This window comes from Pseudomonas khorasanensis (assembly GCF_014268505.2).
GTDB lineage: Bacteria > Pseudomonadota > Gammaproteobacteria > Pseudomonadales > Pseudomonadaceae > Aquipseudomonas > Aquipseudomonas khorasanensis.
The window spans coordinates 296,824-322,668 of sequence record NZ_JABWQP020000001.1 but is presented as its reverse complement, the minus strand read 5'-3'; the positions used below and the strand labels follow the sequence as shown (position 1 = coordinate 322,668).

At 59.4% G+C, this 25,845-nt stretch carries 23 protein-coding genes; 13 read left to right on the top strand and 10 right to left on the bottom strand.

Annotated elements, in window-relative coordinates; translation table 11 throughout:
* Positions 1-2 precede the first annotated feature (2 nt).
* The 3 genes from sdhA to sdhC are packed head-to-tail and all read right to left on the bottom strand — an operon-like array spanning position 3 to position 2,515.
* The gene (sdhA, locus tag HU727_RS01580; protein WP_186534249.1) at positions 3-1,775 is read right to left on the bottom strand and encodes a succinate dehydrogenase flavoprotein subunit; all 1,773 of its coding nucleotides are present in this window, start codon (positions 1,773-1,775) and stop codon (positions 3-5) included.
* Positions 1,776-1,778: 3 nt separating this feature from the next.
* The gene (gene sdhD / locus HU727_RS01575) at positions 1,779-2,147 is read right to left on the bottom strand and encodes a succinate dehydrogenase, hydrophobic membrane anchor protein (RefSeq protein WP_008049683.1); all 369 of its coding nucleotides are present in this window, start codon (positions 2,145-2,147) and stop codon (positions 1,779-1,781) included.
* A complete protein-coding gene (gene sdhC, locus HU727_RS01570) occupies positions 2,141-2,515 on the bottom strand; it encodes a succinate dehydrogenase, cytochrome b556 subunit (RefSeq protein WP_016773673.1) in 375 nt (124 codons plus the stop codon). The genes sdhD and sdhC overlap by 7 nt, the downstream gene beginning before the upstream one ends.
* 363 nt (positions 2,516-2,878) lie before the next feature.
* Here sdhC and gltA point away from each other — a divergent pair, with 363 nt between their 5' ends.
* Positions 2,879-4,168, top strand: a complete 1,290-nt coding sequence (gene gltA, locus HU727_RS01565) for a citrate synthase (protein WP_101158686.1) — start codon at positions 2,879-2,881, stop codon at positions 4,166-4,168.
* Positions 4,169-5,165: 997 nt separating this feature from the next.
* Here the strand turns inward: gltA and HU727_RS01560 are convergent.
* The 3 genes from HU727_RS01560 to HU727_RS01550 all read right to left on the bottom strand — a co-directional run bounded on the left by HU727_RS01560 (position 5,166) and on the right by HU727_RS01550 (position 8,225).
* Positions 5,166-6,824, bottom strand: a complete 1,659-nt coding sequence (locus HU727_RS01560) for a cation acetate symporter (protein ID WP_186531959.1) — start codon at positions 6,822-6,824, stop codon at positions 5,166-5,168.
* Entirely contained in the window at positions 6,821-7,132 is a 312-nt protein-coding gene (locus HU727_RS01555) for a DUF485 domain-containing protein (protein WP_186531961.1), read from the bottom strand. Before HU727_RS01555 ends, HU727_RS01560 begins: the two co-directional genes overlap by 4 nt.
* A 241-nt stretch (positions 7,133-7,373) precedes the next feature.
* Positions 7,374-8,225: a glycine betaine ABC transporter substrate-binding protein gene (locus HU727_RS01550; protein ID WP_186531963.1), complete on the bottom strand. Its 852-nt coding sequence runs from the start codon at positions 8,223-8,225 to the stop codon at positions 7,374-7,376.
* Between the two features lie 298 nt (positions 8,226-8,523).
* Between HU727_RS01550 and HU727_RS01545 the strand changes: the two genes are divergently transcribed.
* Entirely contained in the window at positions 8,524-10,119 is a 1,596-nt protein-coding gene (locus HU727_RS01545; RefSeq protein ID WP_186531965.1) for a glycoside hydrolase family 17 protein, read from the top strand.
* Between the two features lie 93 nt (positions 10,120-10,212).
* Here the strand turns inward: HU727_RS01545 and HU727_RS01540 are convergent, their stop codons facing one another.
* Positions 10,213-10,581 (bottom strand): hypothetical protein, encoded by a 369-nt coding sequence (locus tag HU727_RS01540; protein WP_186531967.1) that lies wholly within the window; start codon positions 10,579-10,581, stop codon positions 10,213-10,215.
* A 224-nt stretch (positions 10,582-10,805) separates the two neighbouring features.
* On the opposite strand from HU727_RS01540, the gene HU727_RS01535 reads away from it, so the two are divergent.
* Together HU727_RS01535 and HU727_RS01530 are read left to right on the top strand one after the other, a co-directional pair.
* A complete protein-coding gene (locus HU727_RS01535; RefSeq protein WP_186531969.1) occupies positions 10,806-12,104 on the top strand; it encodes a serine/threonine protein kinase in 1,299 nt (432 codons plus the stop codon).
* Positions 12,097-12,885, top strand: coding sequence for an MlaA family lipoprotein (locus HU727_RS01530; RefSeq protein WP_056783881.1), 789 nt, complete (start codon positions 12,097-12,099; stop codon positions 12,883-12,885). Before HU727_RS01535 ends, HU727_RS01530 begins: the two co-directional genes overlap by 8 nt.
* Positions 12,886-12,970: 85 nt before the next feature.
* Here the strand turns inward: HU727_RS01530 and HU727_RS01525 are convergent, their stop codons facing one another.
* A complete protein-coding gene (locus HU727_RS01525; protein WP_186531970.1) occupies positions 12,971-13,885 on the bottom strand; it encodes a DUF808 domain-containing protein in 915 nt (304 codons plus the stop codon).
* A gap of 134 nt (positions 13,886-14,019) precedes the next feature.
* Between HU727_RS01525 and HU727_RS01520 the strand changes: the two genes are divergently transcribed.
* A complete protein-coding gene (locus tag HU727_RS01520) occupies positions 14,020-14,628 on the top strand; it encodes a TetR/AcrR family transcriptional regulator (protein WP_186531971.1) in 609 nt (202 codons plus the stop codon).
* A gap of 113 nt (positions 14,629-14,741) precedes the next feature.
* On the opposite strand, the gene HU727_RS01515 is transcribed toward HU727_RS01520, so the two are convergent.
* The gene (locus tag HU727_RS01515; protein WP_186531972.1) at positions 14,742-15,200 is read right to left on the bottom strand and encodes an REP-associated tyrosine transposase; all 459 of its coding nucleotides are present in this window, start codon (positions 15,198-15,200) and stop codon (positions 14,742-14,744) included.
* Positions 15,201-15,412: 212 nt separating this feature from the next.
* The gene (locus tag HU727_RS01510) at positions 15,413-15,853 is read right to left on the bottom strand and encodes a GlcG/HbpS family heme-binding protein (RefSeq protein ID WP_130927505.1); all 441 of its coding nucleotides are present in this window, start codon (positions 15,851-15,853) and stop codon (positions 15,413-15,415) included.
* Positions 15,854-16,120: 267 nt separating this feature from the next.
* On the opposite strand from HU727_RS01510, the gene gcl reads away from it, so the two are divergent.
* The 8 genes from gcl to HU727_RS01470 all read left to right on the top strand — a co-directional run bounded on the left by gcl (position 16,121) and on the right by HU727_RS01470 (position 25,772).
* Positions 16,121-17,896 carry a glyoxylate carboligase gene (gene gcl, locus HU727_RS01505; RefSeq protein WP_186531973.1) on the top strand — a complete coding sequence of 592 codons (1,776 nt, stop codon included), beginning with the start codon at positions 16,121-16,123 and terminating at the stop codon, positions 17,894-17,896.
* Between the two features lie 146 nt (positions 17,897-18,042).
* Positions 18,043-18,825 carry a hydroxypyruvate isomerase gene (gene hyi, locus HU727_RS01500; protein WP_186531974.1) on the top strand — a complete coding sequence of 261 codons (783 nt, stop codon included), beginning with the start codon at positions 18,043-18,045 and terminating at the stop codon, positions 18,823-18,825.
* 162 nt (positions 18,826-18,987) lie between these two features.
* Positions 18,988-19,881: a 2-hydroxy-3-oxopropionate reductase gene (locus tag HU727_RS01495; protein WP_186531975.1), complete on the top strand. Its 894-nt coding sequence runs from the start codon at positions 18,988-18,990 to the stop codon at positions 19,879-19,881.
* 153 nt (positions 19,882-20,034) lie between these two features.
* The gene (locus HU727_RS01490; protein ID WP_186531977.1) at positions 20,035-21,309 is read left to right on the top strand and encodes a glycerate kinase type-2 family protein; all 1,275 of its coding nucleotides are present in this window, start codon (positions 20,035-20,037) and stop codon (positions 21,307-21,309) included.
* Positions 21,306-22,721 (top strand): pyruvate kinase, encoded by a 1,416-nt coding sequence (gene pyk, locus HU727_RS01485; protein WP_186531978.1) that lies wholly within the window; start codon positions 21,306-21,308, stop codon positions 22,719-22,721. The genes HU727_RS01490 and pyk overlap by 4 nt, the downstream gene beginning before the upstream one ends.
* 189 nt (positions 22,722-22,910) lie before the next feature.
* Positions 22,911-23,825 (top strand): urea transporter, encoded by a 915-nt coding sequence (locus tag HU727_RS01480; RefSeq protein WP_186531979.1) that lies wholly within the window; start codon positions 22,911-22,913, stop codon positions 23,823-23,825.
* A 21-nt stretch (positions 23,826-23,846) separates the two neighbouring features.
* On the top strand, positions 23,847-24,671 hold the full coding sequence (locus HU727_RS01475; RefSeq protein WP_186531980.1) for an ion transporter: 825 nt from the start codon (positions 23,847-23,849) through the stop codon (positions 24,669-24,671).
* A 102-nt stretch (positions 24,672-24,773) separates the two neighbouring features.
* The gene (locus HU727_RS01470) at positions 24,774-25,772 is read left to right on the top strand and encodes a sulfate ABC transporter substrate-binding protein (protein WP_186531981.1); all 999 of its coding nucleotides are present in this window, start codon (positions 24,774-24,776) and stop codon (positions 25,770-25,772) included.
* Positions 25,773-25,845: the final 73 nt, after the last annotated feature.

Genomic DNA, 25,845 nt, shown 5'->3' with positions numbered 1-25,845 from the left:
CCTTAATAAGTCCGGACTTTAGGTTCGAAAGTCGGAACAGTTTTCGGCGAGAAGTTCACGGCACGTTTGGTGACTCGCTTGTCACCCGGGAAGTACAGGGTGTGGCACAGCCAGTTTTCGTCATCGCGGTCTTCGAAGTCTTCACGGGCGTGAGCGCCGCGGGACTCTTTACGTACTTCGGCCGCAATGGCGGTAGCTTCAGCCACTTCCAGCAGGTTTTGCAGCTCCAGCGCTTCGATACGTGCAGTGTTGAACGCCTGCGATTTATCGTTGATCTTCACGTTGGCGATACGCTTGCGCAGATCGGCCAGCTGAGCGATGCCCTTCTGCATGTATTCGCCAGTCCGGAACACACCGAAGTAGTTCTGCATGCAGCTTTGCAGCTCGCGACGCAGGGTAGCAACGTCTTCACCGTCGGTACGGTTGTTCAGCGCGTTCAGACGCGACAGTGCAGCTTCGATGTCGGACTCGGTAGCGTCGTCGTATTCGATGCCGTCGGTCAGCGCCTTTTCCAGGTGCAGGCCGGCAGCGCGACCGAATACCACCAGGTCGAGCAGCGAGTTGCCGCCCAGACGGTTGGCACCGTGTACCGATACGCAAGCCACTTCACCTACCGCGAACAGACCAGGAATGATCTGATCAACGCCTTCGGCGTTCTGGGTGATTGCCTGACCATGAATATTGGTGGCAACGCCACCCATCATGTAGTGGCAGGTCGGAACAACCGGAACCGGCGCAACCACCGGGTCCACGTGCGCAAAAGTCTTCGACAGTTCGCAGATGCCAGGCAGACGGCTGTGCAGCACTTCCTCGCCCAAATGGTCGAGCTTGAGCATTACGTGGTCGCCATTCGGACCGCAACCGTTGCCGGCGATGATTTCCTTCACCATCGAACGGGCAACCACGTCACGACCGGCAAGGTCTTTGGCGTTCGGAGCATAACGCTCCATGAAACGCTCGCCGTGCTTGTTGATCAGGTAACCACCTTCACCACGGCAACCTTCGGTTACCAGTACACCGGCGCCGGCGATGCCGGTCGGGTGGAACTGCCACATTTCGATGTCTTGTACCGGTACGCCAGCACGCAGAGCCATGCCGACGCCGTCACCGGTGTTGATCAGGGCATTGGTGGTGGAAGCGTAGATACGACCGGCGCCGCCTGTAGCCAATACGGTGGCTTTGGCGCGGATGTAAGAGGTTTCGCCGGTTTCGATGCAGATTGCGATCACACCGACAAATTCGCCTTCCTGGTTTTTCACCAGATCAACCGCGTAGTACTCGTTCAGGAACGTGGTACCGGCTTTCAGGTTGCCCTGATAAAGGGTGTGCAGCAGCGCGTGACCGGTACGGTCGGAAGCAGCGCAAGTACGTGCAGCCTGACCGCCCTTGCCGTAGTCCTTGGACTGACCACCGAACGGACGCTGATAGATGCGGCCCTGCTCGGTACGCGAGAATGGCAGACCCATGTGGTCCAGCTCGAACACGGCAGCCGGGCCTTCCTGACACATGTATTCGATAGCGTCCTGGTCACCGATGTAGTCGGAACCCTTGACGGTATCGTACATGTGCCAGCGCCAGTCATCGTTCGGGTCAGCGGACGCGATTGCGCACGTGATGCCGCCCTGTGCGGACACAGTGTGCGAACGGGTCGGGAAAACCTTGGTGATCACCGCAGTCTTGTGGCCGCCCTGTGCCAGCTGCAGCGCAGCGCGCATGCCGGCACCGCCACCACCAATAATGATGGCGTCAAAAGAAATCGTTGGAATGTTAGCCATGACTCAGATACCCCAGAGAATCTGCACACCCCAGACGAAGTAAGCGAACATCGCAACGCCGCATACTGCCTGGAAAAGGAAACGTATCGCCGTTGCGGACTTGCCGAACGCCATTGGCGTCAGGTAGTCGGTCGCGATGGTCCACATGCCGACCCAGGCGTGAGCGCCCAGAGCAACAAGGGCCAGCAGGCTGAAAATACGCATTCCGTTGTGGGCGAACAGTTCATGCCACTGGGCATACTCGAGGCCAGGGTTGGCGACGATGTATCCGATCAGAAAGATGAAGTAAGCCGCGAGAACGACCGCAGACACACGCTGTGCCATCCAGTCATAGAGGCCCGAACGCGACAGGTTAGTGACGTTAGTTACCATATCCAGACTCCTGCCAGAACGATTACCACCACGGAAACGGCGATAACGATTTTCGAGCCCAGTTTGCCGCCTTCCAGCGTCTCACCGATGCCCATGTCCATGATCAAGTGGCGCACACCGGCTACCAGGTGATACAGCAGAGCGGACAGGATGCCCCAAATCACTAGCTTGGCTAGCGGACTGGTCAGACACGCTTTCACCTGGCCGAAGCCTTCCTCGGAGCTCAGCGACTTGTCCAATGCGTAAAGCATGATGGCAAGGCACACGAAGAGGATGACACCGGAGATACGGTGAAGAATGGACGTGTAAGCAGTGACTGGGAGTTTGATGGTCCTTAGGTCTAGGTTTACAGGTCGTTGGCTTTTCACGGCTTTTTTTTCACACTGAAGAGCCCCTAACAATCAGGGCAAAGTTGTTGGGGAGTGCACTGGTCAGGTAACCACCACCCAGGGATGCGACCCCCAATGAAAGCAAGCCCAAAAGCCCTTGGCGGTCGGTGGCCGAGTATAGACAGTTAGGCTACTAATGACAACGCGTTCACCTACCCCCAATAGCGGATTGCACAAGTTGCATAAAAGGCGTAAATGGCAGGCAATTTCGAGGAAAAAGTCGGCTTAAAGCCTTCTGGAGCAAGACTTTAGGCAAATTGACATTCGAATTTATCTCACTATAGTGGTGCGGGCCCTGCGTGGGGGGTCTGTCTGATGGTTCAAGCATAAATAGGAGGCCACATGGCTGACAAAAAAGCGCAGTTGATCATCGAGGGCGCAGCCCCCGTCGAGCTGCCCATTTTAACCGGCACCGTTGGTCCCGATGTAATCGATGTTCGGGGCCTGACGGCCACGGGCCGCTTCACTTTCGACCCGGGTTTCATGTCGACCGCCTCGTGCGAATCGAAGATTACCTATATCGACGGCGACAACGGCATTTTGTTGCACCGCGGCTACCCGATCGAACAGCTGGCTGAAAAGTCGGACTATCTGGAAACCTGCTACCTGCTGCTCAATGGCGAGCTGCCGACCGCAGAACAGAAGGCCCAGTTTGTCAGCACCGTGAAAAACCACACCATGGTTCACGAGCAGCTGAAAACCTTTTTCAACGGCTTCCGTCGCGACGCCCACCCGATGGCGGTCATGTGCGGTGTAGTCGGCGCCCTCTCGGCCTTCTACCACGACTCCCTGGACATCAATAACCCGCAGCATCGCGAAATTTCCGCGATCCGTCTGGTTGCCAAGATGCCGACCCTGGCAGCGATGGTTTACAAGTACTCCATGGGCCAACCCATGATGTACCCGCGCAACGACCTGACGTACGCGGAAAACTTCCTGCACATGATGTTCAACACCCCGTGCGAGATCAAACCGATCAGCCCGGTACTCGCCAAGGCCATGGACCGGATCTTCATCCTCCACGCCGACCACGAGCAGAACGCTTCGACCTCCACCGTACGCCTGGCCGGCTCTTCGGGTGCCAACCCGTTCGCCTGCATCGCCGCCGGTATCGCCGCACTGTGGGGCCCTGCCCACGGCGGTGCGAACGAAGCCGTGCTGACCATGCTCGACGAGATTGGCGATGTGTCGAACATCGACAAGTTCATCGCCAAGGCCAAGGACAAGAACGATCCGTTCAAGTTGATGGGCTTCGGTCACCGGGTTTACAAGAACCGTGACCCACGCGCGACCGTGATGAAGCAGACCTGCGATGAAGTGTTGAAGGAACTGGGCATCAACAACGATCCACAACTCGAACTGGCCATGCGCCTGGAAGAGATCGCCCTGACCGACCCGTATTTCATCGAACGCTCGCTGTACCCGAACGTCGATTTCTATTCGGGGATCATCCTTAAAGCGATCGGCATTCCGACCAGCATGTTCACCGTGATTTTCGCGCTGGCACGTACTGTTGGCTGGATTTCGCACTGGAAGGAAATGCTTTCGAGCCCCTACAAGATTGGCCGTCCGCGCCAGCTTTATACGGGTTACGAGTCGCGTGACATTACTTCGCTGGAAGATCGCAAATAAGCTCTGTCTTGCGATGAAGTTTTGAGTTGTACCGGGAACGGCCTCTATTTATGTAGGGGCCGTTTTTGTTTGTGCGTGGTTTGGGATTGGGATTGGGGATTGGGGGCATATCCGTTTCTGCGGGTGGTGCCGCTGGCGGTTTCGCTCTTACAGCGAGTCACCTTTTCCAAACGCCGGAATGCCGGCCCAGCGAAAGGTAACCCAAAAGGCTTTGCCCCGGCGTACGGCCCGCTCGCTGGGGCTCGGGGTACCTTCGTTACGGGACCGATCCGGGCGCAGCGGCTCCGGTTGGCTTCGCTGCACCTACACTCGCTGTGTACGACTGCGTCGTACGGTCGCTGCGCTCCCACACCCGGATCGATCCCGTAACGAAGCCTGCCGAAGGGGCGAAAGATCAAAAGCCGAAGCAAAAGCCAAATCAGGAGCGAGATCAAAAGATCGCAGCCTTCGGCAGCTCCTACATTGGGATCGCGTGCCACCTCAAGAACAGGTCGGCTGTCAGGCCGTCTTCGCGAGCAGGCTCGCTCCCACAGAGAAACAAAAGCAAACCGCCTTTGCTTCTCACCACTCAACACAATGAGCGTTAGCTCGAGTACTGCTCTTGATCTTGATCCACGGGCGACGTCGGAAGGCTGAGTGGAGGGATTGATCCGGGCGTGGGAGCGCAGCGACCGTCTGGCGCAGCCAGACACAGCGGAAGGAGGTGCAGCGAAGCCAACCGGAAACGCTGCGCCCGGATCGATCCCGCAGCGAAGGAATCCCGAGCCCCAGCGAGCGGGCCGTACGTAGGAGCAAGCGTTTTTGGTTACTTTTGAGGCGTTTGTCAAAAGTGACCCGCCGTAAGGGCGGAACCCTAAGCCGCCGTCACCGCAGCAACGGATATGTACACGATCCACACCAAAAATACAGTCTGCGCGATAACCGCCCACAAAAAATGCCCCGATCTCTCAACCGGGGCATTTCTGTCTAACCCACTTACCCAATCGATCCAGAAGCCTTAGTGCGAAACCGCCCCACTCGCCCCCAACCCAGTCTGCGAACGCACAAATTGCGGGAAGAACAGCGCCCGCTCTTTGTCCGCGGCCGCCGACTTGTCCGTGATCGAGAAGAACCAGATCCCCACAAAAGCAATGATCATCGAGAACAAAGCCGGATACTCATAAGGGAAAATCGCCTTCTCATGATGCAGAATCTGCACCCAGATGGTCGGGCCAAGCACCATCAGGCCCACTGCACTCAACAGACCCAGCCAGCCGCCGATCATCGCGCCACGGGTGGTCAGCTTCTTCCAGTACATCGAAAGCAGCAGCACCGGGAAGTTGCAACTCGCCGCGATCGAGAACGCCAGGCCCACCATGAAGGCGATGTTCTGGCTTTCGAACAGGATGCCCAGACCAATCGCCAGCACCGCCAGGGCGATGGTGGTGATCTTCGAGACGCGAATCTCGTCCTTCTCGTTCGCCTTACCCTTCTTGATCACGCTGGCGTACAGGTCGTGAGAAACCGCCGAAGCACCGGCCAGCGTCAGGCCTGCCACCACCGCGAGGATGGTCGCGAAAGCCACTGCCGAGATGAAGCCGAGGAAGATGCTGCCACCCACCGCGTTGGCCAGGTGCACTGCCGCCATGTTATTACCACCGAGCAGAGCGCCGGCCGCGTCTTTGAACGCAGGATTGGTGCTCACCAGCAGAATCGCGCCGAAGCCGATGATGAAGGTCAGGATGTAGAAGTAACCAATGAAACCGGTCGCGTACAGCACACTCTTGCGGGCTTCTTTTGCATCACTCACGGTGAAGAAGCGCATCAGAATGTGTGGCAGGCCCGCAGTACCGAACATCAAGGCCAGACCCAGCGAGAAGGCCGAGATCGGGTCCTTGACCAGACCGCCCGGGCTCATGATCGCCTCGCCTTTGGCGTGAACCTTGATAGCTTCGGAGAACAGCATGTTGAAGTCGAAGCCGACGTGCTTCATCACCATCAACGCCATGAACGATGCGCCAGACAGGAGCAACACGGCCTTGATGATCTGCACCCAGGTAGTCGCCAGCATGCCGCCGAACAGCACGTACAGGCACATCAGCACACCGACCAGAATCACCGCAACGTGGTAGTCCAGACCGAACAGCAACTGGATCAGCTTGCCCGCACCGACCATTTGCGCGATCAGGTAGAACGCCACCACGACCAGCGAACCGCAGGCAGACAAGGTGCGAATCTGGGTTTGCCCGAGGCGGTAGGACGCCACATCGGCGAAGGTGTACTTGCCCAGGTTACGCAGACGCTCGGCGATCAGGAACAGGATGATCGGCCAGCCCACCAGGAAGCCGATCGAGTAGATCAAGCCATCGTAACCGGAGGTGAACACCAGCGCGGAAATCCCCAGGAAGGACGCCGCCGACATGTAGTCACCGGCAATTGCCAGACCGTTCTGGAAACCGGTGATCTTGCCGCCCGCCGCATAGTAGTCGGCAGCCGAGTTGTTTTTCTTCGAAGCCCAGTACGTGATGTACAGCGTCGCGCCGACGAAGGCCACGAACATCAGGATCGCCGGAATGTTCAGCGGCTGCCTGGCCACCTCACCGGTCAGGGCGTCAGCCGCCCAGGCACCCGGCGCGAACGCTGCAATGCTCAATACAGAAAGTAGACGCCGGATCATTGCTGAGCCTCCTTGAGAATCGCATTGTTCAGGTCGTCAAACTCGCCATTGGCGCGGCGCACGTAGATACCGGTCAGGATGAATGCCGAGATGATCAGCCCGACACCGATCGGAATGCCCCAGGTGATAGAAGACTCGGGACTGATCTTCGCGCCCAGAACATGCGGCCCGTAAGCAATCAGAAGGATGAATCCGGAGTACAGCCCAAGCATGATCGCCGAGAGTATCCAGGCGAACTTTTCCCTTTTTCGCACCAGCTCCTTGAATCGGGGACTGTTTTGAATCGAGAGGTAAATGCTGTCGTTCATTGTTTTTATCCTCGCAGCACAGATTATTGTTGGAACGTAGCTAATGTATGCGGCTGCGAGAGAGGTTCCAGACGACCTTAGTAGTAGATGGCCATGATGTTTTTGCCATTCTTGAGTGCACAACAAAAAACTGTGGGAGCGAGCCTGCTCGCGAAGGCGTCGTGTCAGTCGATATCACAGCAACTGACAGATCGTCTTCGCGAGCAGGCTCGCTCCCACAGTGGGTCAGGCCGTGTGGTGGTTATTTAGTCCAGTCAGCCACGCGCTCCGGGTGTTTGGCGACCCAGGCCTTGGCGGCGGCATCGGGTTTGGCGCCGTCCTGAATCGCCAGCATCACTTCGCCGATTTCATCCTTGGAAGCCCACTGGAAGTTTTTCAGGAATTTGGCGACTTCCGGTGCCTTGGCTTCCAGGCCCTTGCTGCCGATGCTGTTCACGGTTTCAGCCGCGCCGTAAACACCTTTCGGGTCGTCGAGGAAGCGCAGTTTCCATTTGGCGAACATCCAGTGCGGCACCCAACCGGTAACGGCGATGGATTCGTTTTTCTTCTCGGCACGGGTCAGCTCGGCAATCATGCCGGCGCCGGAACTGGCCTTGAGGTTGTATTTGTCGAGACCGTAATCCTTGATCGCCTGATCGGTCTTGAGCATCACGCCTGAACCGGCGTCGATGCCGACAATGCGATTTTTGAAGGTGTCGTCGGTTTTCAGGTCTTCAATCGACTTGGCCTTGACGTACTCCGGCACGATCAGGCCGATTTTTGCATCCTTGAAGTTCGGGCCGTAATCGACGACCTGATCCTTGTTCTTCGTCCAGTATTCGCCGTGGGTCACTGGAAGCCAGGCCGAGAGCATGGCGTCGAGTTTGCCGGTGGCCACGCCCTGCCACATGATCCCGGTGGCGACCGCTTGCAGCTTCACGTCATAGCCGAGTTTCTGCTTGATCACTTCGGCCGCCACGTGGGTGGTCGCGACGCTGTCGGACCAGCCGTCAACGTAACCGATGTTCAGGGTCTGTTTTTCAGCGTTGGCGAAAGTGGCACTCATCGCAAGCGCCAGCGCGGCACCTGCGCCTAAAAGTCGTCGCATCTTCATCGTTACTTCCCCGAAATACTGCGCCCGACGGATGCCGGGCATCGTCAACGTATTGTTATGGTGCTCAGCGCCCCCATCACGCCGAACCGCAAACACACTCGATCATCAGCCGATTTTTCAGAAAGGGTACTGATGCCTGATCATCAACCTCACGCCGCAGGCGACCTGCTCTGTCAGCGACCTCAAGGCAACGAGAAACGACATCAGAAAGCCATTAATCACGCCTGAATAATTGGCGCCGGACAATCCGCCCGAACTTTGCATGGGCAAAGCGTGCGACCCACCTGCCCCTCTATAAATGCAGGTAACATGCGTCGCTTTGCAGCCACTCGACCTGACCATGCCCGCGACCTCCCGTTTGCCTCTTCTGCCTTATCTATTCGCCTGCCTGCTCGGGCTGTTTGCCCTCAGCGGTTTTTGGTACGGCCTCGGTAAACCGGTGGTACTGCCGGACGCCGCCACGCCGACGCACAAGCTGCAATGCGCCTCCTATACACCGTTCGACAAAGACCAATCGCCTTTCGATGTGCCGCTCAAATTGCGCCCCGAGCGCATGGACGCCGACCTCGCGCTGCTGGCGACGCGTTTCGAATGCATCCGCACCTACTCGATGACCGGCCTGGAAGCGCTGCCGGGCCTTGCGCGCAAGCATGGTCTGAAGCTGATGATCGGCGCCTGGGTCAACAGCAACCCGGTGGACAGCGAGAAAGAGGTCGACCTGTTGATTGCCTCGGCCAACGCCAACCCGGATGTCGTCAGCGCAGTGATCGTCGGCAACGAGGCCTTGCTTCGCAAAGAGGTCACCGGCGCGCAACTGGTCAGCCTGATCAGCAAGGTCAAAAGCCAGATCAGGCAACCGGTGACTTACGCCGACGTCTGGGAATTCTGGCTCAAGCACCCTGAAGTCGCACCGGCCGTGGATTTCCTGACCATTCACTTGCTGCCTTACTGGGAAGATGATCCGTCGAACATCGACGTCGCCCTGCAACATGTGGCCAATGTACGCCAGGTGTTCGGCAACAAATTCGCCCCGAAAGACGTGATGATTGGCGAAACCGGCTGGCCGAGCGAGGGCCGCCAGCGCGAAACGGCCGTGCCGAGCCGGGTCAATGAGGCGAAGTTCATTCGGGGCTTTGTCGCGATGGCCGAGCAGGAAGGCTGGCATTACAACTTGATCGAAGCCTTCGACCAGCCGTGGAAACGCGGGAGTGAAGGCGCTGTAGGCGGCTATTGGGGATTGTTCGACGCGGATCGCCAAGACAAAGGCGTGCTCGCCGGACCGGTGTCCAATGTGCCCTACTGGAAAGAATGGCTGGCGGTCGGTGGCGTGATTTTCCTTGGCACGCTGATCCTTGGCGGTCGCGTGCGCACAACGCGCTCGGCATTGATATTGCCATTACTGGGCGCACTGGCCGCTTGTTCGATTGGCGCCTGGGGTGACTTGGCGCGACTGACCACGCGGTTTCCCAGCGAGTGGCTGTGGGTCGGCTTGCTGACCGCGTTGAACCTGTCGGTGCTCGCGCATGCCGCGCTGACGCTCAGCGCGCGTACGGGTTGGCGCTCACGCGCATTCGATTTCCTTGAGCGCCGTGCCGGCTGGCTGGTCGCGGCGGCAGGCTTTGCGGCGGCAGTCATGATGCTGGAGATGGTCTTCGATCCGCGTTATCGCAGTTTCGCCAGTATGGCGTTCGTACTGCCGGCGCTGGTTTACCTGTGCCGCCCGGTAAACGTGCCGCGTCGGGAGATTGCGCTGCTGACCTTTATCGTCGGAGCGGGGATCGCGCCGCAGTTATATCAGGAAGGATTGCTGAATCAGCAGGCATGGGGTTGGGCGGTTGTCAGCGGGTTGATGGTGGCGGCGTTATGGCGCTGCCTGCGGGTGCGGCCACAGTAGTTTTGGCCATACCGGCTTCTTCGCGAGCAGGCTCGCTCCCACAGTTGGTATGCATGCTCCTGTGGGAGCGAGCCTGCTCGCGAAGACTCGCTATCAGATGCTGCGTGAGGATCTGACCAACCGCAACCCGGCAATCACCACTGCAAACACAGCCAACGTTGTGTTGTACAGCGCCAATGCGGGCAACCCGAGCATCAGCGCCAGCACCGCCAGCCACCACCCTGCCCGTCCCGGCACGACGAAAGCCGACACCGCTGCGGCCACCGCTGCCCAGCCCAGCACCTTGAAATGAATCATCAGCCCAAGGTTCGAGCGCACCAGACATTCCCAGCGGCTGGCCTCATCCACGCAGATGCCCACCCAGCGCCCATCTTCCATAAAGCCATAACGCGCGCCATAACTGGCGGCCAGCCACAAAGGCATCAAAAGGAGCAGCACAATCAGGGGGAAACGGCAGGACATGGACCACTCCAATCTACAGAAATCGGCGGCCAGCTTAATCTGCCAACCCTCGTTGGCAAGCACTAACAACTGTTAACTGTTCAGCGAGCCCTCGCAACGTGTATCGTCCAGCTACTATTACCCCGAATTCCGCCTGTTTAGTGCCGCAGCATGGCACTTTGGTGCACGGCCGGTGGTCATAGCCTGCGAACTTCAATCGGTACCTTCCTCTAAGGGATCTAGTCATGCTCCGTTCCTTGCGCTTCGCCGCGCTGTTCAGCGGCCTTATTTTGAGTGCGTCCGCACTGGCGGTGGATATCGACGCCGCCAGTTATGGCTACCCGCTGACCAACCCGTTCGAGGCGACCATCGCCACGACTCCGCCGGACCTGCGTCCGGAGTTGCCGCTGGACGACGACATCAACCAGTCGGACAAGAGCCTTACGCTGCGTCCGGAGCGCGAGTTCCAGCTGCCGGACAATTTCTGGGCAGTGAAGAAACTCACCTATCGCATCGCCACCCAGGACAAACCGGCACCGCTGATTTTCCTGATTGCCGGAACCGGCGCGCGCTTTGACAGCACGCTCAACGAATACCTGAAAAAGCTTTATTACAAGGCCGGCTATCACGTCGTGCAACTGTCGTCGCCGACCAGTTTCGACTTCATCAGCGCCGCTTCGCGTTTCGCCACGCCGGGCGTCACCAAGGAAGACGCCGAAGACATGTATCGGGTGATGCAGGCCGTGCGGGCGCAAAACCCGAAACTGCCGGTTACCGAGTACTACCTGACCGGTTACAGCCTCGGCGCCCTCGACGCCGCGTTCGTTGCGCACCTGGACGAGACCCGTCGCAGCTTCAATTTCAAGAAAGTGCTGCTGCTTAACCCGCCGGTGAACCTCTATACCTCAGTGACCAACCTCGACAAGCTGGTACAGACCGAGGTGAAGGGCATCAACAGCAGCACCACCTTCTATGAATTGGTACTGACCAAGCTGACCCGATACTTCCAGCAAAAAGGCTACATCGACCTCAACGATGCGCTTCTGTATGACTTCCAGCAGTCCAAGCAGCACCTGACCAACGAACAGATGGCCATGCTGATCGGCACTTCGTTCCGCTTCTCGGCGGCCGACATTGCCTACACGTCGGACCTGGTCAACCGTCGCGGCCTGATCACTCCGCCGAAATTCCCGATCACCGAAGGCACCAGCCTCACGCCGTTCCTCAAGCGTGCGCTGCAATGCGACTTCGACTGCTACATCACCGAGCAAGTGATTCCGATGTGGCGTGCGCGCACCGACGGCGGCAGCCTGCTGCAACTGATCGATCAGGTCAGCCTGTACGCCCTCAAGGATTACCTGCACGAAAGCAAGAAAATTGCCGTGATGCACAACGCCGACGACGTGATCCTCGGCCCTGGCGACCTGGGCTTTCTGCGCAAGACATTCGGTGATCGTCTGACCGTTTACCCACTGGGCGGCCACTGCGGCAACCTTAACTACCGCGTCAACAGCGACGCCATGCTGGAGTTCTTCCGTGGCTAAATATCTCCTGCTGATTGCAGCGTTCCTCTGTGCAGGCGTGGCCCAGGCCGACAACAGTAAAGCCGATGCACCGGTGGTGGTCGACAGCGACGGCTTCAAGCAGCCGCTGACCAAACTCAAGTTCAACCCGGGCCTGGACCAGCGTGAGTTCGAACGCTCGACGCTCAATGCGTTGAACGTCTACGACCCATTGGAGTCGTGGAACCGCCGGGTCTATCACTTCAACTACCGGTTCGACCAATGGGTCTTCCTGCCGGTGGTCGATGGCTACCGCTATATCACGCCAAGCTTTCTGCGCACCGGCGTGAGCAACTTTTTCAACAACATTGGCGACGTGCCGAACCTGGTCAACAGCCTGCTGCAGTTCAAAGGCCAGCGCTCGATGGAAACCACCGCGCGCCTGTTGCTCAACACCACGATCGGCATCGCCGGCCTGTGGGACCCGGCCACCGCCATGGGCTTGCCGCGCCAGAACGAAGACTTCGGTCAGACCTTGGGTTTCTACGGCGTACCGGGCGGCGCCTATTTCGTGCTGCCGATCTTCGGCCCGTCGAACATCCGTGACACTGCAGGCCTGGCCGTGGACTACACCGCCGACACTGCAATCAACTTCCTCAACGTTGCGGAAGTCAGCTCCAACCACCCGGAAGTCTGGGCCCTGCGCGCGATCGACAAGCGCTACCAGACCAGCTTCCGCTACGGTCAGATGAACTCGCCGTTCGAGTACGAGAAAGTGCGTTACGTGTATACCGAAGCGCGCAAGTTGCAGATCGCCGAGTAAATTTCGGCGGGTACAAAAAAAAGGGCCATTCAGTGAAAACTGAATGGCCCTTTTTACTGACACAACTCCTACAGAGGGGCTGTGTTCAACCTTTGATTGCGCGCCAGACCTTGCCGACCACAGAAACAACCGCCAACACCACCGCCCCCGCGATAATCCCCGCCACGCCATTGAGCAACATCGGCACCGCAAACCCGACGCTGCCCGCCGCAGCGCCCACGCCTTCGATCCAGTGATGCAGCACCGGCACGCCATGGGTGAGGATGCCGCCGCCCACCAGGAACATCGCCGCCGTGCCGACCACCGACAGGGTTTTCATCATGTAGGGCGCTGCGCTGAGGATGCCGCCGCCGATTTTTTTGGCCATCTGCCCGGGCTTCTGTGTCAGCCACAGACCCAGGTCGTCGAGTTTGACGATGCCCGCCACCAGACCGTAAACGCCGACGGTCATGACAATGGCGATGCCGGACATGACAGTCACTTGCTGAGTCAGCGGAGCATCTGCCACCGTGCCCAGGGTGATCGCGATGATTTCTGCGGACAGAATGAAGTCAGTGCGGATCGCGCCTTTGATCTTGTCCTTCTCGTACGCCACCAGATCGGTAGCCGGATCGGCCACGGCTTCGGTCAGTTGCGCATGCCCGGCCTCGTCTTCCTCTTTGCTGTGCAAGAATTTGTGCGCGAGCTTCTCGAACCCTTCGAAACACAAGTAAGCACCACCGACCATCAACAGCGGCGTCACCAGCCATGGCACGAAGGCACTGATCGCCAATGCCGACGGCACCAGGATCAGTTTGTTGACGAACGAGCCCTTGGCCACCGCCCAGACCACGGGAATTTCCCGCTCGGCGCGCACGCCGGAGACCTGCTGGGCGTTGAGCGCCAAGTCGTCGCCGAGCACGCCAGCGGTCTTCTTGGCAGCCATTTTGGTCATCAACGCAACATCGTCCAGAACGGTGGCGATATCGTCGATCAGCACCAGCAAACTGCTTCCTGCCATGAATCCTGTTCCTTCTGTGTATGAATGTTGCCAAGCATAACGCGACCGCAGGCCACAGGGTGCATTGTTGAGCGCCGCTCAAGGCCGGTGCTACCATGCGCAACCGCCAGAACAGGCAAGGAATCACCGGGTTTATGAGCACGATCCGCGAGCGTAACAAACAATTGATCCTGCGCGCCGCCAGCGAAGAGTTTGCCGACAAAGGCTTCGCGGCGACCAAAACCAGCGACATCGCCGCCAAGGCAGGATTGCCGAAACCCAACGTCTACTACTACTTCAAATCCAAGGAAAACCTCTACCGCGAGGTCCTGGAAAGCATCATCGAGCCGATCCTGCAAGCCTCGACCCCGTTCAACCTGGACGGCGTGCCGAGTGAAGTGCTCAGCGGCTACATCCGCTCGAAAATCCGCATTTCCCGCGATTTGCCCTACGCCTCCAAGGTATTCGCCAGCGAAATCATGCACGGCGCCCCGCACCTGAGCGCCGACCTGGTAGAGCAGCTGAACGCGCAGGCCCGGCACAACATCGATTGCATCCAGAGCTGGATCGACCGCGGCCAGATCGCCCCGATCGACCCCAACCACCTGATGTTCAGCATCTGGGCGGCCACCCAGACCTACGCCGACTTCGACTGGCAGATTTCTGCCGTCACCGGCAAGGACAAGCTGGATGAAGAGGACTACGAAGCGGCGGCGCAGACGATCATTCGGTTAGTGCTTAGAGGGTGTGAGCCGGATCAGTGATATCGGGGCGACCGCTTCGCGAGCAGGCTCGCTCCCACATTGGGATCTATGGTGCTCTCAGATCACCTGTGGGAGCGAGCCTGCTCGCGAATGGCGGCAACTCAAACCTCGATTCATAACCAGATCGAATCCCACAACGGATAGTCGCCAAGTCTATCGACCAGCCCTGCCCGCAACGGGTTGGCAATGACATACCGAGCCATCTTCTCCAGATTCTCCTCTTTGCGCAGTGCCCGGTCATGGAAACCCGGCTGCCAAAGGCTGGCCTTGCGACCGGTCGAAAGCTTTACCGCTTTGGTACTGAAAGACTTGGTTCGCTGCATCAACTCGCCGAGCGAGCCTCTTTTCAGTTCGATCAGCCAATGAAAATGATCTGGCATGACCACCCAGGCCAGAGAATTGGCCGATCCCATTTCTTCAGCCGCGCGGAATTGACTTACAAGCAATCTGCCAAGGAAAAAATCGCTGAATATGGGTTCTCTCCCGGCGGTATTGGCAGTCAAAAGATAGATGCGGTTGTGTTCTGAATAGCGTCCGATGCGCAAGCGATGTGAAGCAGATAGACCCGGCATTCCGTTGCCTTCTCATATTTTGATCATGAGAAGGCTAGCTGTGGAGATGACAAAGGGAGCGTCAGGGTTATAGCAGGATGTGTAGCGAAGATCGTATTCGCGAGCAGGCTCGCTCCCACAGGGGGCTTAACGGATTCAGACATTTTGTGTCCGGCCACAAACCAATGTGGGAGCGAGCCTGCTCGCGAAAGCGGTTATTCAAACGCTGACATTCAAACAGCCACCCCGCCATCCGCCCTCAAATCCAGCGCCTCAACCGCCCTGATCGCCACTTGCTCATCCACATCCGACAAATCCCCACTGATCCCAATCGCGCCCAGCACTTCACCCGCCTGATTGCGAATCAACACACCACCCGGTGCCGGCACAACGCTGCCCTGCCCCATGCTGTTCAACGAAGAAAAAAAGGCTGGGCGTTGCTGGGCGTCCTGGGCGAGCAGCCGTGAGCCTTTGCCGAGCGCGATGGCGCCCCAGGCTTTGCCGATGGCGATGTCGGGGCGCAACAGGCTGGCGCCGTCTTCGCGTTGCAGGGCGATCAGGTGGCCGCCGGTATCGAGTACCGCGATGGTCAGCGGTGCGGCGTTGATGCCGCGCCCTGCATTGATGGCTTCGCTGACCAGGTTGACTGCGACTTTCAAGGTTAAAGCGCTCATGGTGCCGTCCTCATTTTGTTATAGGGAAAGTCGTGGAACTGTGCATTTCTGCCACAGGCCGATCACACAAATAGAACACAATGAGCTATTTTTTTGTATACAATAATTATCGAAAAGCGCTGCATGCGACGAAAAGCCACAGCACAACTGGCTTCCGACGAATGAAACAGACGCTTGAGAAAATGGATTGACCTGCGCCGTCCGCCGTGAATACACTCTGCGCAAAGCCACTTGTATACAATTACAAAACGTAAAGAGGCACAAAACATGAGCAAAATGAGAGCAATCGAAGCCGCCGTTCTGGTGATGCGCCGTGAAGGGGTTGATACCGCTTTTGGCATCCCGGGCGCAGCGATCAACCCGCTGTACTCCGCCCTGCAAAAGGTCGGTGGCATCGATCACGTCCTTGCTCGCCACGTTGAAGGCGCCTCGCACATGGCCGAGGGCTACACCCGCACCAAGGCCGGCAACATCGGCGTGTGCATCGGTACTTCCGGCCCGGCCGGCACCGACATGGTCACCGGGCTCTACAGCGCCTCGGCCGACTCGATTCCAATCCTCTGCATCACAGGGCAAGCACCCCGCGCCCGTATGCACAAGGAAGACTTCCAGGCCGTCGACATCACCAGCATCGTCAAGCCAGTCACCAAGTGGGCAACCACTGTTCTGGAGCCGGGTCAGGTGCCTTACGCGTTCCAGAAAGCCTTCTTCGAAATGCGCTCCGGCCGCCCGGGCCCGGTGCTGATCGACTTGCCATTCGATGTACAGATGGCCGAAATCGAATTCGATATCGATGCTTATCAGCCACTGCCGCTGGCCAAACCGACCGCGACCCGCGTTCAGGTCGAGAAGGCGTTGGCCCTGCTCGATCAGGCCGAGCGCCCGTTGCTGGTGGCCGGTGGCGGCATCATCAATGCCGACGCCAGCGACTTGCTGGTTGAATTCGCCGAGCTGACCGGCATTCCAGTCATCCCGACGCTGATGGGCTGGGGCACCATCCCGGACGACCACCCACTGATGGTCGGCATGGTCGGTCTGCAGACGTCGCACCGGTACGGCAACGCGACGATGCTCAAATCCGACGTGGTGCTGGGCATCGGCAACCGTTGGGCCAACCGCCACACCGGTTCGGTGGAGGTGTACACCGAAGGTCGCAAGTTCATTCACGTCGATATCGAAGGTACGCAGATCGGCCGCGTGTTCACGCCGGATCTGGGCATCGTGTCGGATGCGGCCGCCGCGCTGACCGTGTTCATCGAAGTCGCCCGTGAATGGCAAGCGGCCGGCAAGCTGAAAAACCGCAGCGCCTGGCTACAGGATTGCCAGCAGCGCAAGGCCAGCCTGCATCGCAAGACCCACTTCGACAACGTGCCGGTCAAGCCGCAACGCGTTTATGAAGAAATGAACCAGGTGTTCGGCAAGGACACCTGCTACGTCAGCACCATTGGTCTGTCGCAGATTGCCGGCGCGCAGTTCCTGCACGTCTACAAGCCGCGTCACTGGATCAACTGTGGTCAGGCCGGCCCGTTGGGCTGGACGATTCCGGCAGCGCTGGGCGTGGTGAAGGCCGATCCGAAACGGAAAGTCGTGGCCCTGTCGGGGGACTATGATTTTCAGTTCATGATCGAAGAACTGGCGGTCGGCGCTCAGTTCAAACTGCCTTACATCCACGTCGTGGTAAATAACTCGTACCTGGGCCTGATCCGTCAGGCGCAGCGCGGGTTCGAGATGGACTACTGCGTGCAGTTGTCCTTCGATAACCTGAACGCGCCGGAACTCAACGGTTACGGTGTCGACCACGTCGCGGTTGCCGAAGGCCTCGGCTGCAAGGCGCTGCGTGTGTTCGAGCCATCGGAAATCGCCCCTGCCCTGCGCAAGGCCGAACAGATGATCGAAGAGTTCAAGGTGCCGGTGATCGTCGAGATCATTCTGGAGCGTGTCACCAACATCTCCATGGGCACCGAGATCAACGCGGTCAACGAGTTCGAAGACCTGGCGCTGGTCGGCAACGACGCGCCGACGGCGATTTCGTTGCTTGATTGACTGCTGACTGCTGATCGTTTGATCGTTCCCACGCTCTGCGTGGGAACGCAGCCCGGGACGCTCTGCGTCCCAAAGCGGACGCAGAGCGTCCATAGAGGCATTCCCACGCAGAGCGTGGGAACGAGCATCCAAAACGGGAGACCACCATGCCGCGTTTCGCAGCCAACCTGTCCATGCTGTTCACCGAACAGGATTTCCTTGCCCGTTTCGACGCCGCCGCCAAGGCCGGTTTCAGTGGCGTGGAATACCTGTTCCCGTATGACTTCAGCTCTGCCGAAATCAAGGCAAAACTGGACGCCAACGGCCTGACCCAAGTGCTGTTCAACCTGCCGGCCGGTGACTGGGCCAAAGGCGAGCGCGGGATCGCGTGCCTGCCGGACCGGGTTGAAGAGTTCCGTGGCGGCGTCGATCTGGCGATCGCTTATGCGCAAGTGCTGGGCAACACCCAGGTCAACTGTCTGGCCGGTATCCGTCCGCAAGGCATCGACGATGCCACGGTGGAAAAGACCTTCGTCGCCAACCTGAAATACGCCGCCGACAAGCTGCAGGCGGTGGGCATCAAGCTGGTGATGGAAGCGATCAACACCCGCGACATCCCGGGTTTCTACCTGAACAACACGGCGCAGGCCCTGTCGATTCGCGAGCAGGTCGGCAGCGCCAATCTGTTCCTGCAATACGACATCTATCACATGCAAATCATGGAAGGCGATCTGGCCCGCACCCTGCAATCGCACCTGGGCGAGATCAACCATGTGCAGCTCGCGGACAACCCGGGGCGCAACGAGCCCGGCACCGGCGAGATCAACTATCGCTTCCTGTTCGAACACCTCGACCGCATCGGTTATCAGGGCTGGGTCGGTTGCGAATACAAGCCGCTGACCACCACCGAAGCGGGTCTGGGCTGGCTGAAAACCCACAACGCAATTTAAGAACACTGCAAGAACCCTGTGGGAGCGAGCCTGCTCGCGAAGAGGCCAGCACATTCAACATCAACATTGCCTGGCAAACCGCATTCGCGAGCAGGCTCGCTCCCACATTAAAAACAGCTCCCTTTTTGCTTGAAGCAGCAATAAAAACAAGAGGATTTTCTCATGGCTAAAATCGGATTTATCGGCACCGGCATCATGGGCCACCCAATGGCGGCGAACCTGCAGAAAGCCGGTCACAGCCTGTTCCTGTCGCAGCATCACGACGCCGCCCCGGCTGATCTGGTCGCCGCTGGCGCCGTCGCCCTGGCCAACCCGCGCGAAGTGGCGCAGGAAGCCGAATTCATCATCGTCATGGTGCCGGACACCCCGCAAGTCGATGACGTGCTGTTCCGCGCCGACGGCGTGGCAGCCGGTATCGGCAAAGGCAAAATCGTCATCGACATGAGCTCGATTTCGCCAACCGCCACCAAGGCTTTCGCGGCGAAGATCAACGAAAAAGGCGCGCAATACCTCGACGCGCCAGTGTCCGGCGGTGAAGTCGGCGCCAAGGCCGCGACCCTGAGCATCATGATCGGTGGCGACCCCGATGCCTTCGAACGCGCCCTGCCGCTGTTCCAGGCCATGGGTAAAAACATCACGCTGGTCGGCGGCAACGGCGACGGTCAGACCGCCAAGGTCGCCAACCAGATCATCGTCGCGCTGAACATTCAAGCGGTGGCTGAAGCCCTGTTGTTCGCCTCGAAAAACGGTGCCGATCCCGCCAAGGTGCGTGAAGCGCTGATGGGTGGTTTCGCCTCCTCGAAGATCCTTGAAGTGCACGGCGAGCGGATGATCAAGGGCACGTTCGATCCGGGCTTCCGTATCAGCCTGCACCAGAAGGACCTGAACCTGGCCCTGCAAGGCGCCAAAGAACTGAACATCAACCTGCCGAACACCGCCAACGCCCAGCAAGTGTTCAGCACCTGCGCGGCGATCGGTGGCAGCAACTGGGACCACTCGGCGCTGATCAAGGGCCTGGAGCACATGGCCAACTTCTCGATTCGCGAGAAAAACTAAGCCCTGCGCAAAATCCCGTGAGAGCGAGCCTGCTCGCGAAAGCGATTTCACACTCAACATCCCTGTTGGCTGAAATACCGCATTCGCGAGCAGGCTCGCTCCCACAGGGACCTGAGTTGCCCTTTCGAATAACAAGAATTCCGGGAGCCCGCCATGTCGGTCGATCCGCAACAACTGCTGCGCGAGCTGTTTGCCACAGCCATTGACGCGGCCCATCCGCAGCAAGTCCTCGAAGCCCACCTGCCCGCCGACCGCAGCGGTCGAGTGATCGTCATCGGCGCAGGCAAAGCCGCCGCCGCGATGGCGCAAGTGGTCGAGCGCAGCTGGGAAGGTGAAGTCTCAGGCCTGGTGGTGACCCGTTACGGTCACGGCGCCCCGTGCGAAAAAATCGAAGTGGTCGAAGCCGCGCACCCGGTGCCGGACGCAGCCGGTCTGGCGGTCGCCAAACGCGTGCTGGAACTGGTCAGCAACCTGACCGAAGACGACCGGGTGATCTTCCTGCTCTCCGGCGGCGGTTCTGCCCTGCTGGCGCTTCCGGCCGAAGGCATCACCCTCGCCGATAAGCAATCGATCAACAAAGCCCTGCTCAAATCCGGCGCCACCATCGGCGAGATGAACTGTGTGCGCAAGCACCTTTCGGCGATCAAGGGCGGCCGTCTCGGCAAGGCCTGCTGGCCAGCCACTGTGTACACCTACGCCATTTCCGATGTACCGGGCGACCTCGCCGCGGTCATCGCCTCCGGCCCGACCGTGGCCGATCCGAGCACCTCGGCCGAAGCCCTGGCGATCATCAAACGCTACGGCATCGACATCCCGGCCTCGGTGCGCACCTGGCTGCAAAGCCCTGAGTCAGAGACCGTAAAACCCGGCGACCCGAGTCTGGCGCGCAGCCATTTCCAATTGATCGCCCGCCCTCAGCAATCGCTGGATGCGGCGGCGGTGAAATGCCGTCAGGCCGGTTTCAGCACACTGATCCTCGGCGATCTCGAAGGCGAGTCCCGCGAAGTGGCGAAAGTGCATGCCGGCATCGCCCGTCAGATCATCAACCACGGCCAGCCTCTGGCAGCGCCGTGCGTGATTCTCTCCGGTGGCGAAACCACGGTGACCGTGCGCGGCAATGGCCGTGGCGGGCGCAACGCCGAATTCCTTCTCAGCCTAACCGACAGCCTGAAAGGCCAGCCCGGCGTCTACGCACTGGCCGGTGATACCGACGGCATCGACGGCTCGGAAGACAACGCCGGTGCAATCATGACCCCGGACAGCTACGCCCGCGCTGTCGCCCTCGGCCTGAGCGCCAGCGACGAACTGGATAACAACAACGGCTACGGCTACTTCCAGGCGCTCGATGCATTGATCGTCACCGAGCCGACGCGCACTAACGTCAACGACTTCCGCGCCATTCTGATCCTCGAGAGTTCCAAATCATGACGCCTGATAAAAAGGTCAAAATCCTCGCCACCCTCGGGCCGGCGGTCGATGACATCGACGACATCCGCGCGCTGGTCGAGGCGGGGGTGAATATTTTCCGCCTGAACTTCAGCCACGGCGACCATGCCGACCACGCCAAGCGCTATCAGTGGATCCGCGAAGTCGAGCGTCAGCTCAACTATCCGCTGGGCATTTTGATGGATCTGCAAGGGCCGAAACTGCGCGTCGGCAAGTTCGCCGACGGCAAAGTGCAGTTGCATCGCGGCCAGGCGTTCCGTCTCGATCTCGATGCGACACCGGGCGACGAGCGCCGGGTGAACCTGCCGCATCCGGAGATCATCGCGGCGCTGGAAGCCGGCATGGATCTACTGCTCGACGACGGCAAACTGCGCCTGCGCGTGGTCACCCAATACGCTGATGCGATCGAGACCACGGTGCTCAACGGCGGCGAACTGTCGGATCGCAAAGGCGTGAACGTGCCCCAAGCCGTGCTCGACCTCAGCCCGCTGACCGCCAAGGATCGCCGTGATCTGAGCTTCGGTCTGGAGCTGGGCGTGGACTGGGTTGCGCTGTCGTTCGTGCAGCGTCCGCAAGACATCGTCGAAGCCCGCGCGCTGATCGGTGATAAAGCCTTTTTGATGGCGAAAATCGAGAAGCCTTCAGCGGTCGAGCAACTGCGTGAAATCGCCGAACTGAGCGACGCGATCATGGTAGCGCGCGGCGATCTGGGCGTCGAAGTGCCCGCCGAGAGCGTGCCGCAGATTCAGAAAAACATCATCAGCACCTGCCGTGAGCTCGGCAAACCGGTAGTGGTGGCCACGCAGATGCTGGAGTCGATGCGCTTCTCCCCTGCCCCGACCCGCGCCGAGGTGACTGACGTCGCCAACGCAGTCGCCGAAGGCGCCGATGCGGTGATGCTGTCGGCGGAAACCGCTTCCGGCGAGTACCCGCTGGAAGCCGTGCAGATGATGAGCAAGATCATCCGTCAGGTGGAAAACGGCCCGGATTATCAGACGCAACTCGACGTCAGCCGACCGAAAGCCGAGGCGACCGTTTCCGACGCGATCAGCTGCGCGATCCGCCGTATCAGCAACGTGCTGCCGGTGGCGGTGCTGGTCAACTACAGCGAGTCAGGCGCATCGACCCTTCGCGCATCGCGGGAGCGGCCGAAAGCGCCGATCCTCAACCTGACGCCGAACCTGCAGACCGCACGGCGCCTGAGCGTGGCGTGGGGGATTCACTCGGTGGTCAACGATCGCCTGCGTCAGGTCGACGAAGTCTGCTCGACCGCGCTGGAGATCGCTCAGGCGCAGGGCATGGCCGAGCGTGGCGACACGCTGCTGATCACCGCCGGCGTGCCGTTCGGGCAACCTGGGTCGACCAATTCGCTGCGAATCGAGACGTTGATCTAACAAACGCTACAAAACCTGTGGCGAGGGAGCTTGCTCCCGCTCGGCAGCGCAGCGGTCGTCGCTGTTTGGGCATGACGGTTTCCCCAGAGAAATCGCAATTTGGGGCCGTTTCGCGGCCCAACGGGAGCAAGCTCCCTCGCCACAGTTGCCTGCACGACCCATTGATTTTCCACTGCCCAGATTTCTTACATGCCTGCCAATCACTTCACCACCCACTGCCCCGACTGGGCCGAGGCTTTGCTCAACGGCTTCAGTCAGATTTTCCTGCAGCGCCACCCGCTGTGCGGTCTGCTGTGCCTGCTGGCCATTCTGCTCACCGCGCCGGTGCTGTTTGCCGGGGCGCTGCTGGGCGGCGTCGCCGGGTTGCTCACCGCGCAACGGCGCAACTACGCCAAGGCTGATCGCCAGGCCGGCCTGTTCAGCTACAACGGCGTGCTGCTCGGTTTGCTGCTGAGCCTGTATTTCCCGTGGTCACCGCTGCTGCCACCGCTGATTCTCGCCGCCGGGGGGTTAAGCGCGATGGTCACTCAGCAATGGCTCAAACGTGTGTACCGCAGCCGAGCCATACCGGCATACACCTCGCCGTTCGTCGGCATGAGCTGGGTGCTGTTGCTGTTCGCCGAACCGTCCCCTGCGCTGGTTCATCTGGAGATGAACACGCTCAATCTGTTGGCGGCGCAATTGCGAGGGTTGGGCCAGGTGATGTTTCTCGACCATCCACTGGCCGGCGCGTTGATTGCCGCTGGATTGCTGATCGCTGACCGCCGCGCTTTCTGCTGGGCGCTGCTTGCTTCAGCGATCGGTCTGGCCTCCAGCCTGCTGCAACACGAACCCGGCATTGCCTTGCTCGGTCTGGGCAGCTACAACGCCGTGCTCGCCGCGCTCGCCTTCAGCGGCCAGCGACAACATCCGTGGCTGCCGCTGCTCGGCATTGTCCTGGCGCTGCTGGTGACGCCACTGTTTGCTGCTCTTGGATTGGCGACGCTGACCGCGCCGTTCATTCTCGCTTGCTGGCTGATCCGTGCCGGCGTGCAAATGCTCGGCAAGGCCGACGGCGAGCGCGCGTCTTGCGTTCATGGAGAGAATCAACCTAGGCTGCGCTGATCTTTGATTCAGGCGTTATCCATGGACAGCAGCAACAATTGGCGTGAACGGCTTTTCGTCATGATTTTCCAGAGCGACACCCGCGCTGGGCGTCGCTTCGACGGCATCCTGCTGTTAATCATCCTCGCCAGCCTGGTGGTGGTGATGCTCGACAGCATCGACAGCATCCACCAGAACTACGCCGGTCTGCTGGCGTACATCGAGTGGGGCTTCACGGCGATTTTCCTCGGTGAATACATCCTGCGCCTGTACTGCTCGCCCAAGCCGCTGCGCTACGCCTTCAGCTTTTACGGGCTGGTGGATTTGCTGGCGATCGTGCCCGGGATTCTGGCGCTGTATTACAGCGATGCGCAGTACCTGCTGATCATTCGAATCATCCGGATGCTGCGGATTTTCCGCGTGCTCAAGCTCAGCCCGTACCTCAAGCAAGCCAACTATTTGATGTCGGCGTTGCGCGGCAGCAAACAAAAAATCGTCGTGTTTCTGGTCAGCGTCTGCACGCTGGTGACGGTATTCGGCACGCTGATGTATGTGATCGAAGGCCCGGAACACGGTTTCACCAGCATCCCCAAAGGCATCTACTGGGCTATCGTTACCTTGACCACCGTGGGCTTCGGCGACATCGTGCCGAAGACGCCGCTGGGCCAGGTGATTTCGTCGCTGGTGATGATCACCGGCTACTCGATCATCGCCGTACCGACGGGTATTTTCACGGCCGAACTGGCCAACGCCATGCGCGGCGAACAGCTGCAGCACGACTGCCCGGTGTGCCAGAAAAAGAGTCACGAACAAAGCGCTGCGTTCTGCTCGCGTTGCGGCAACGCGCTGTTCAAGAAAGTGGAATAAGCACAGAGCTTTTTAATCTTTAAGCGACTATGCGTGGCCCGTTATAGTCGGTGGCAATTGAACATCACCCCCGTTTACACGATCAACAACAAGGAATGCGCAGTGAAAAAACTCTTTGGCGCCTCACTTCTCGCCGCTGGCCTGGCGCTGGCCAACATCGCTCAGGCTGCCCCGACGCTGCTCAACGTTTCCTACGACGTGATGCGTGATTTCTACAAGGACTACAACACTGCCTTCCAGAAACACTGGAAAGCCGAGCACAACGAAAACATCACCGTGCAGATGTCGTTTGGCGGCTCCAGCAAACAGGCGCGTTCGGTGATCGACGGCCTCCCGGCTGACGTCATCACCATGAACATGGCCACCGACATCAACGCCCTCGCCGATAACGGCAAACTGGTGCCGGAGAACTGGGTCACGCGTCTGCCGAACAACAGCGCACCGTTCACCTCGGCCACTGTGTTCATCGTCCGCAAAGGCAACCCGAAAGCCCTGAAGGACTGGCCGGACCTGCTCAAGGATGGCGTGCAGGTGATCGTGCCGAACCCGAAAACCTCGGGTAACGGCCGCTACACCTACCTGTCGGCATGGGGCTACGTGCTGAAAAACGGCGGCGACGAGAACAAGGCCAAGGACTTCGTCGGCAAGCTGTTCAAGCAGGCGCCCGTGCTGGACACCGGTGGCCGCGCCGCCACTACCACGTTCATGACCAACCAGATCGGTGACGTGCTGGTGACGTTCGAAAACGAAGCGGAAATGATCGCCCGCGAGTTTGGCCGCGATCAGTTCGAAGTGGTCTACCCGAGTGTTTCCGCCGAGGCCGAACCGCCGGTTACCGTGGTCGATAAAGTCGTCGACAAAAAAGGCTCGCGCGCGGCGGCGGGTGAATACTTGAAGTATCTGTGGTCGCCGGAAGGTCAGGAAATCGCTGCGGCCAACTACTTGCGTCCGCGTGATCCGGCGGTGCTGGCGAAGTACACCGACCGCTTCCCGAAAGTGGATTTCCTGTCCGTCGAGAAGACCTTCGGTGACTGGCGCACGGTGCAGAAAACCCACTTCAATGACGGCGGGGTATTTGATCAGATTTACACCGGGCAGTAAGGCGTAATCGGCAATGAAAAAGGCGGCCCGAAAAGTCGCCTTTTTTCGTTCCAGAAGTGCATTGCACGTCGAG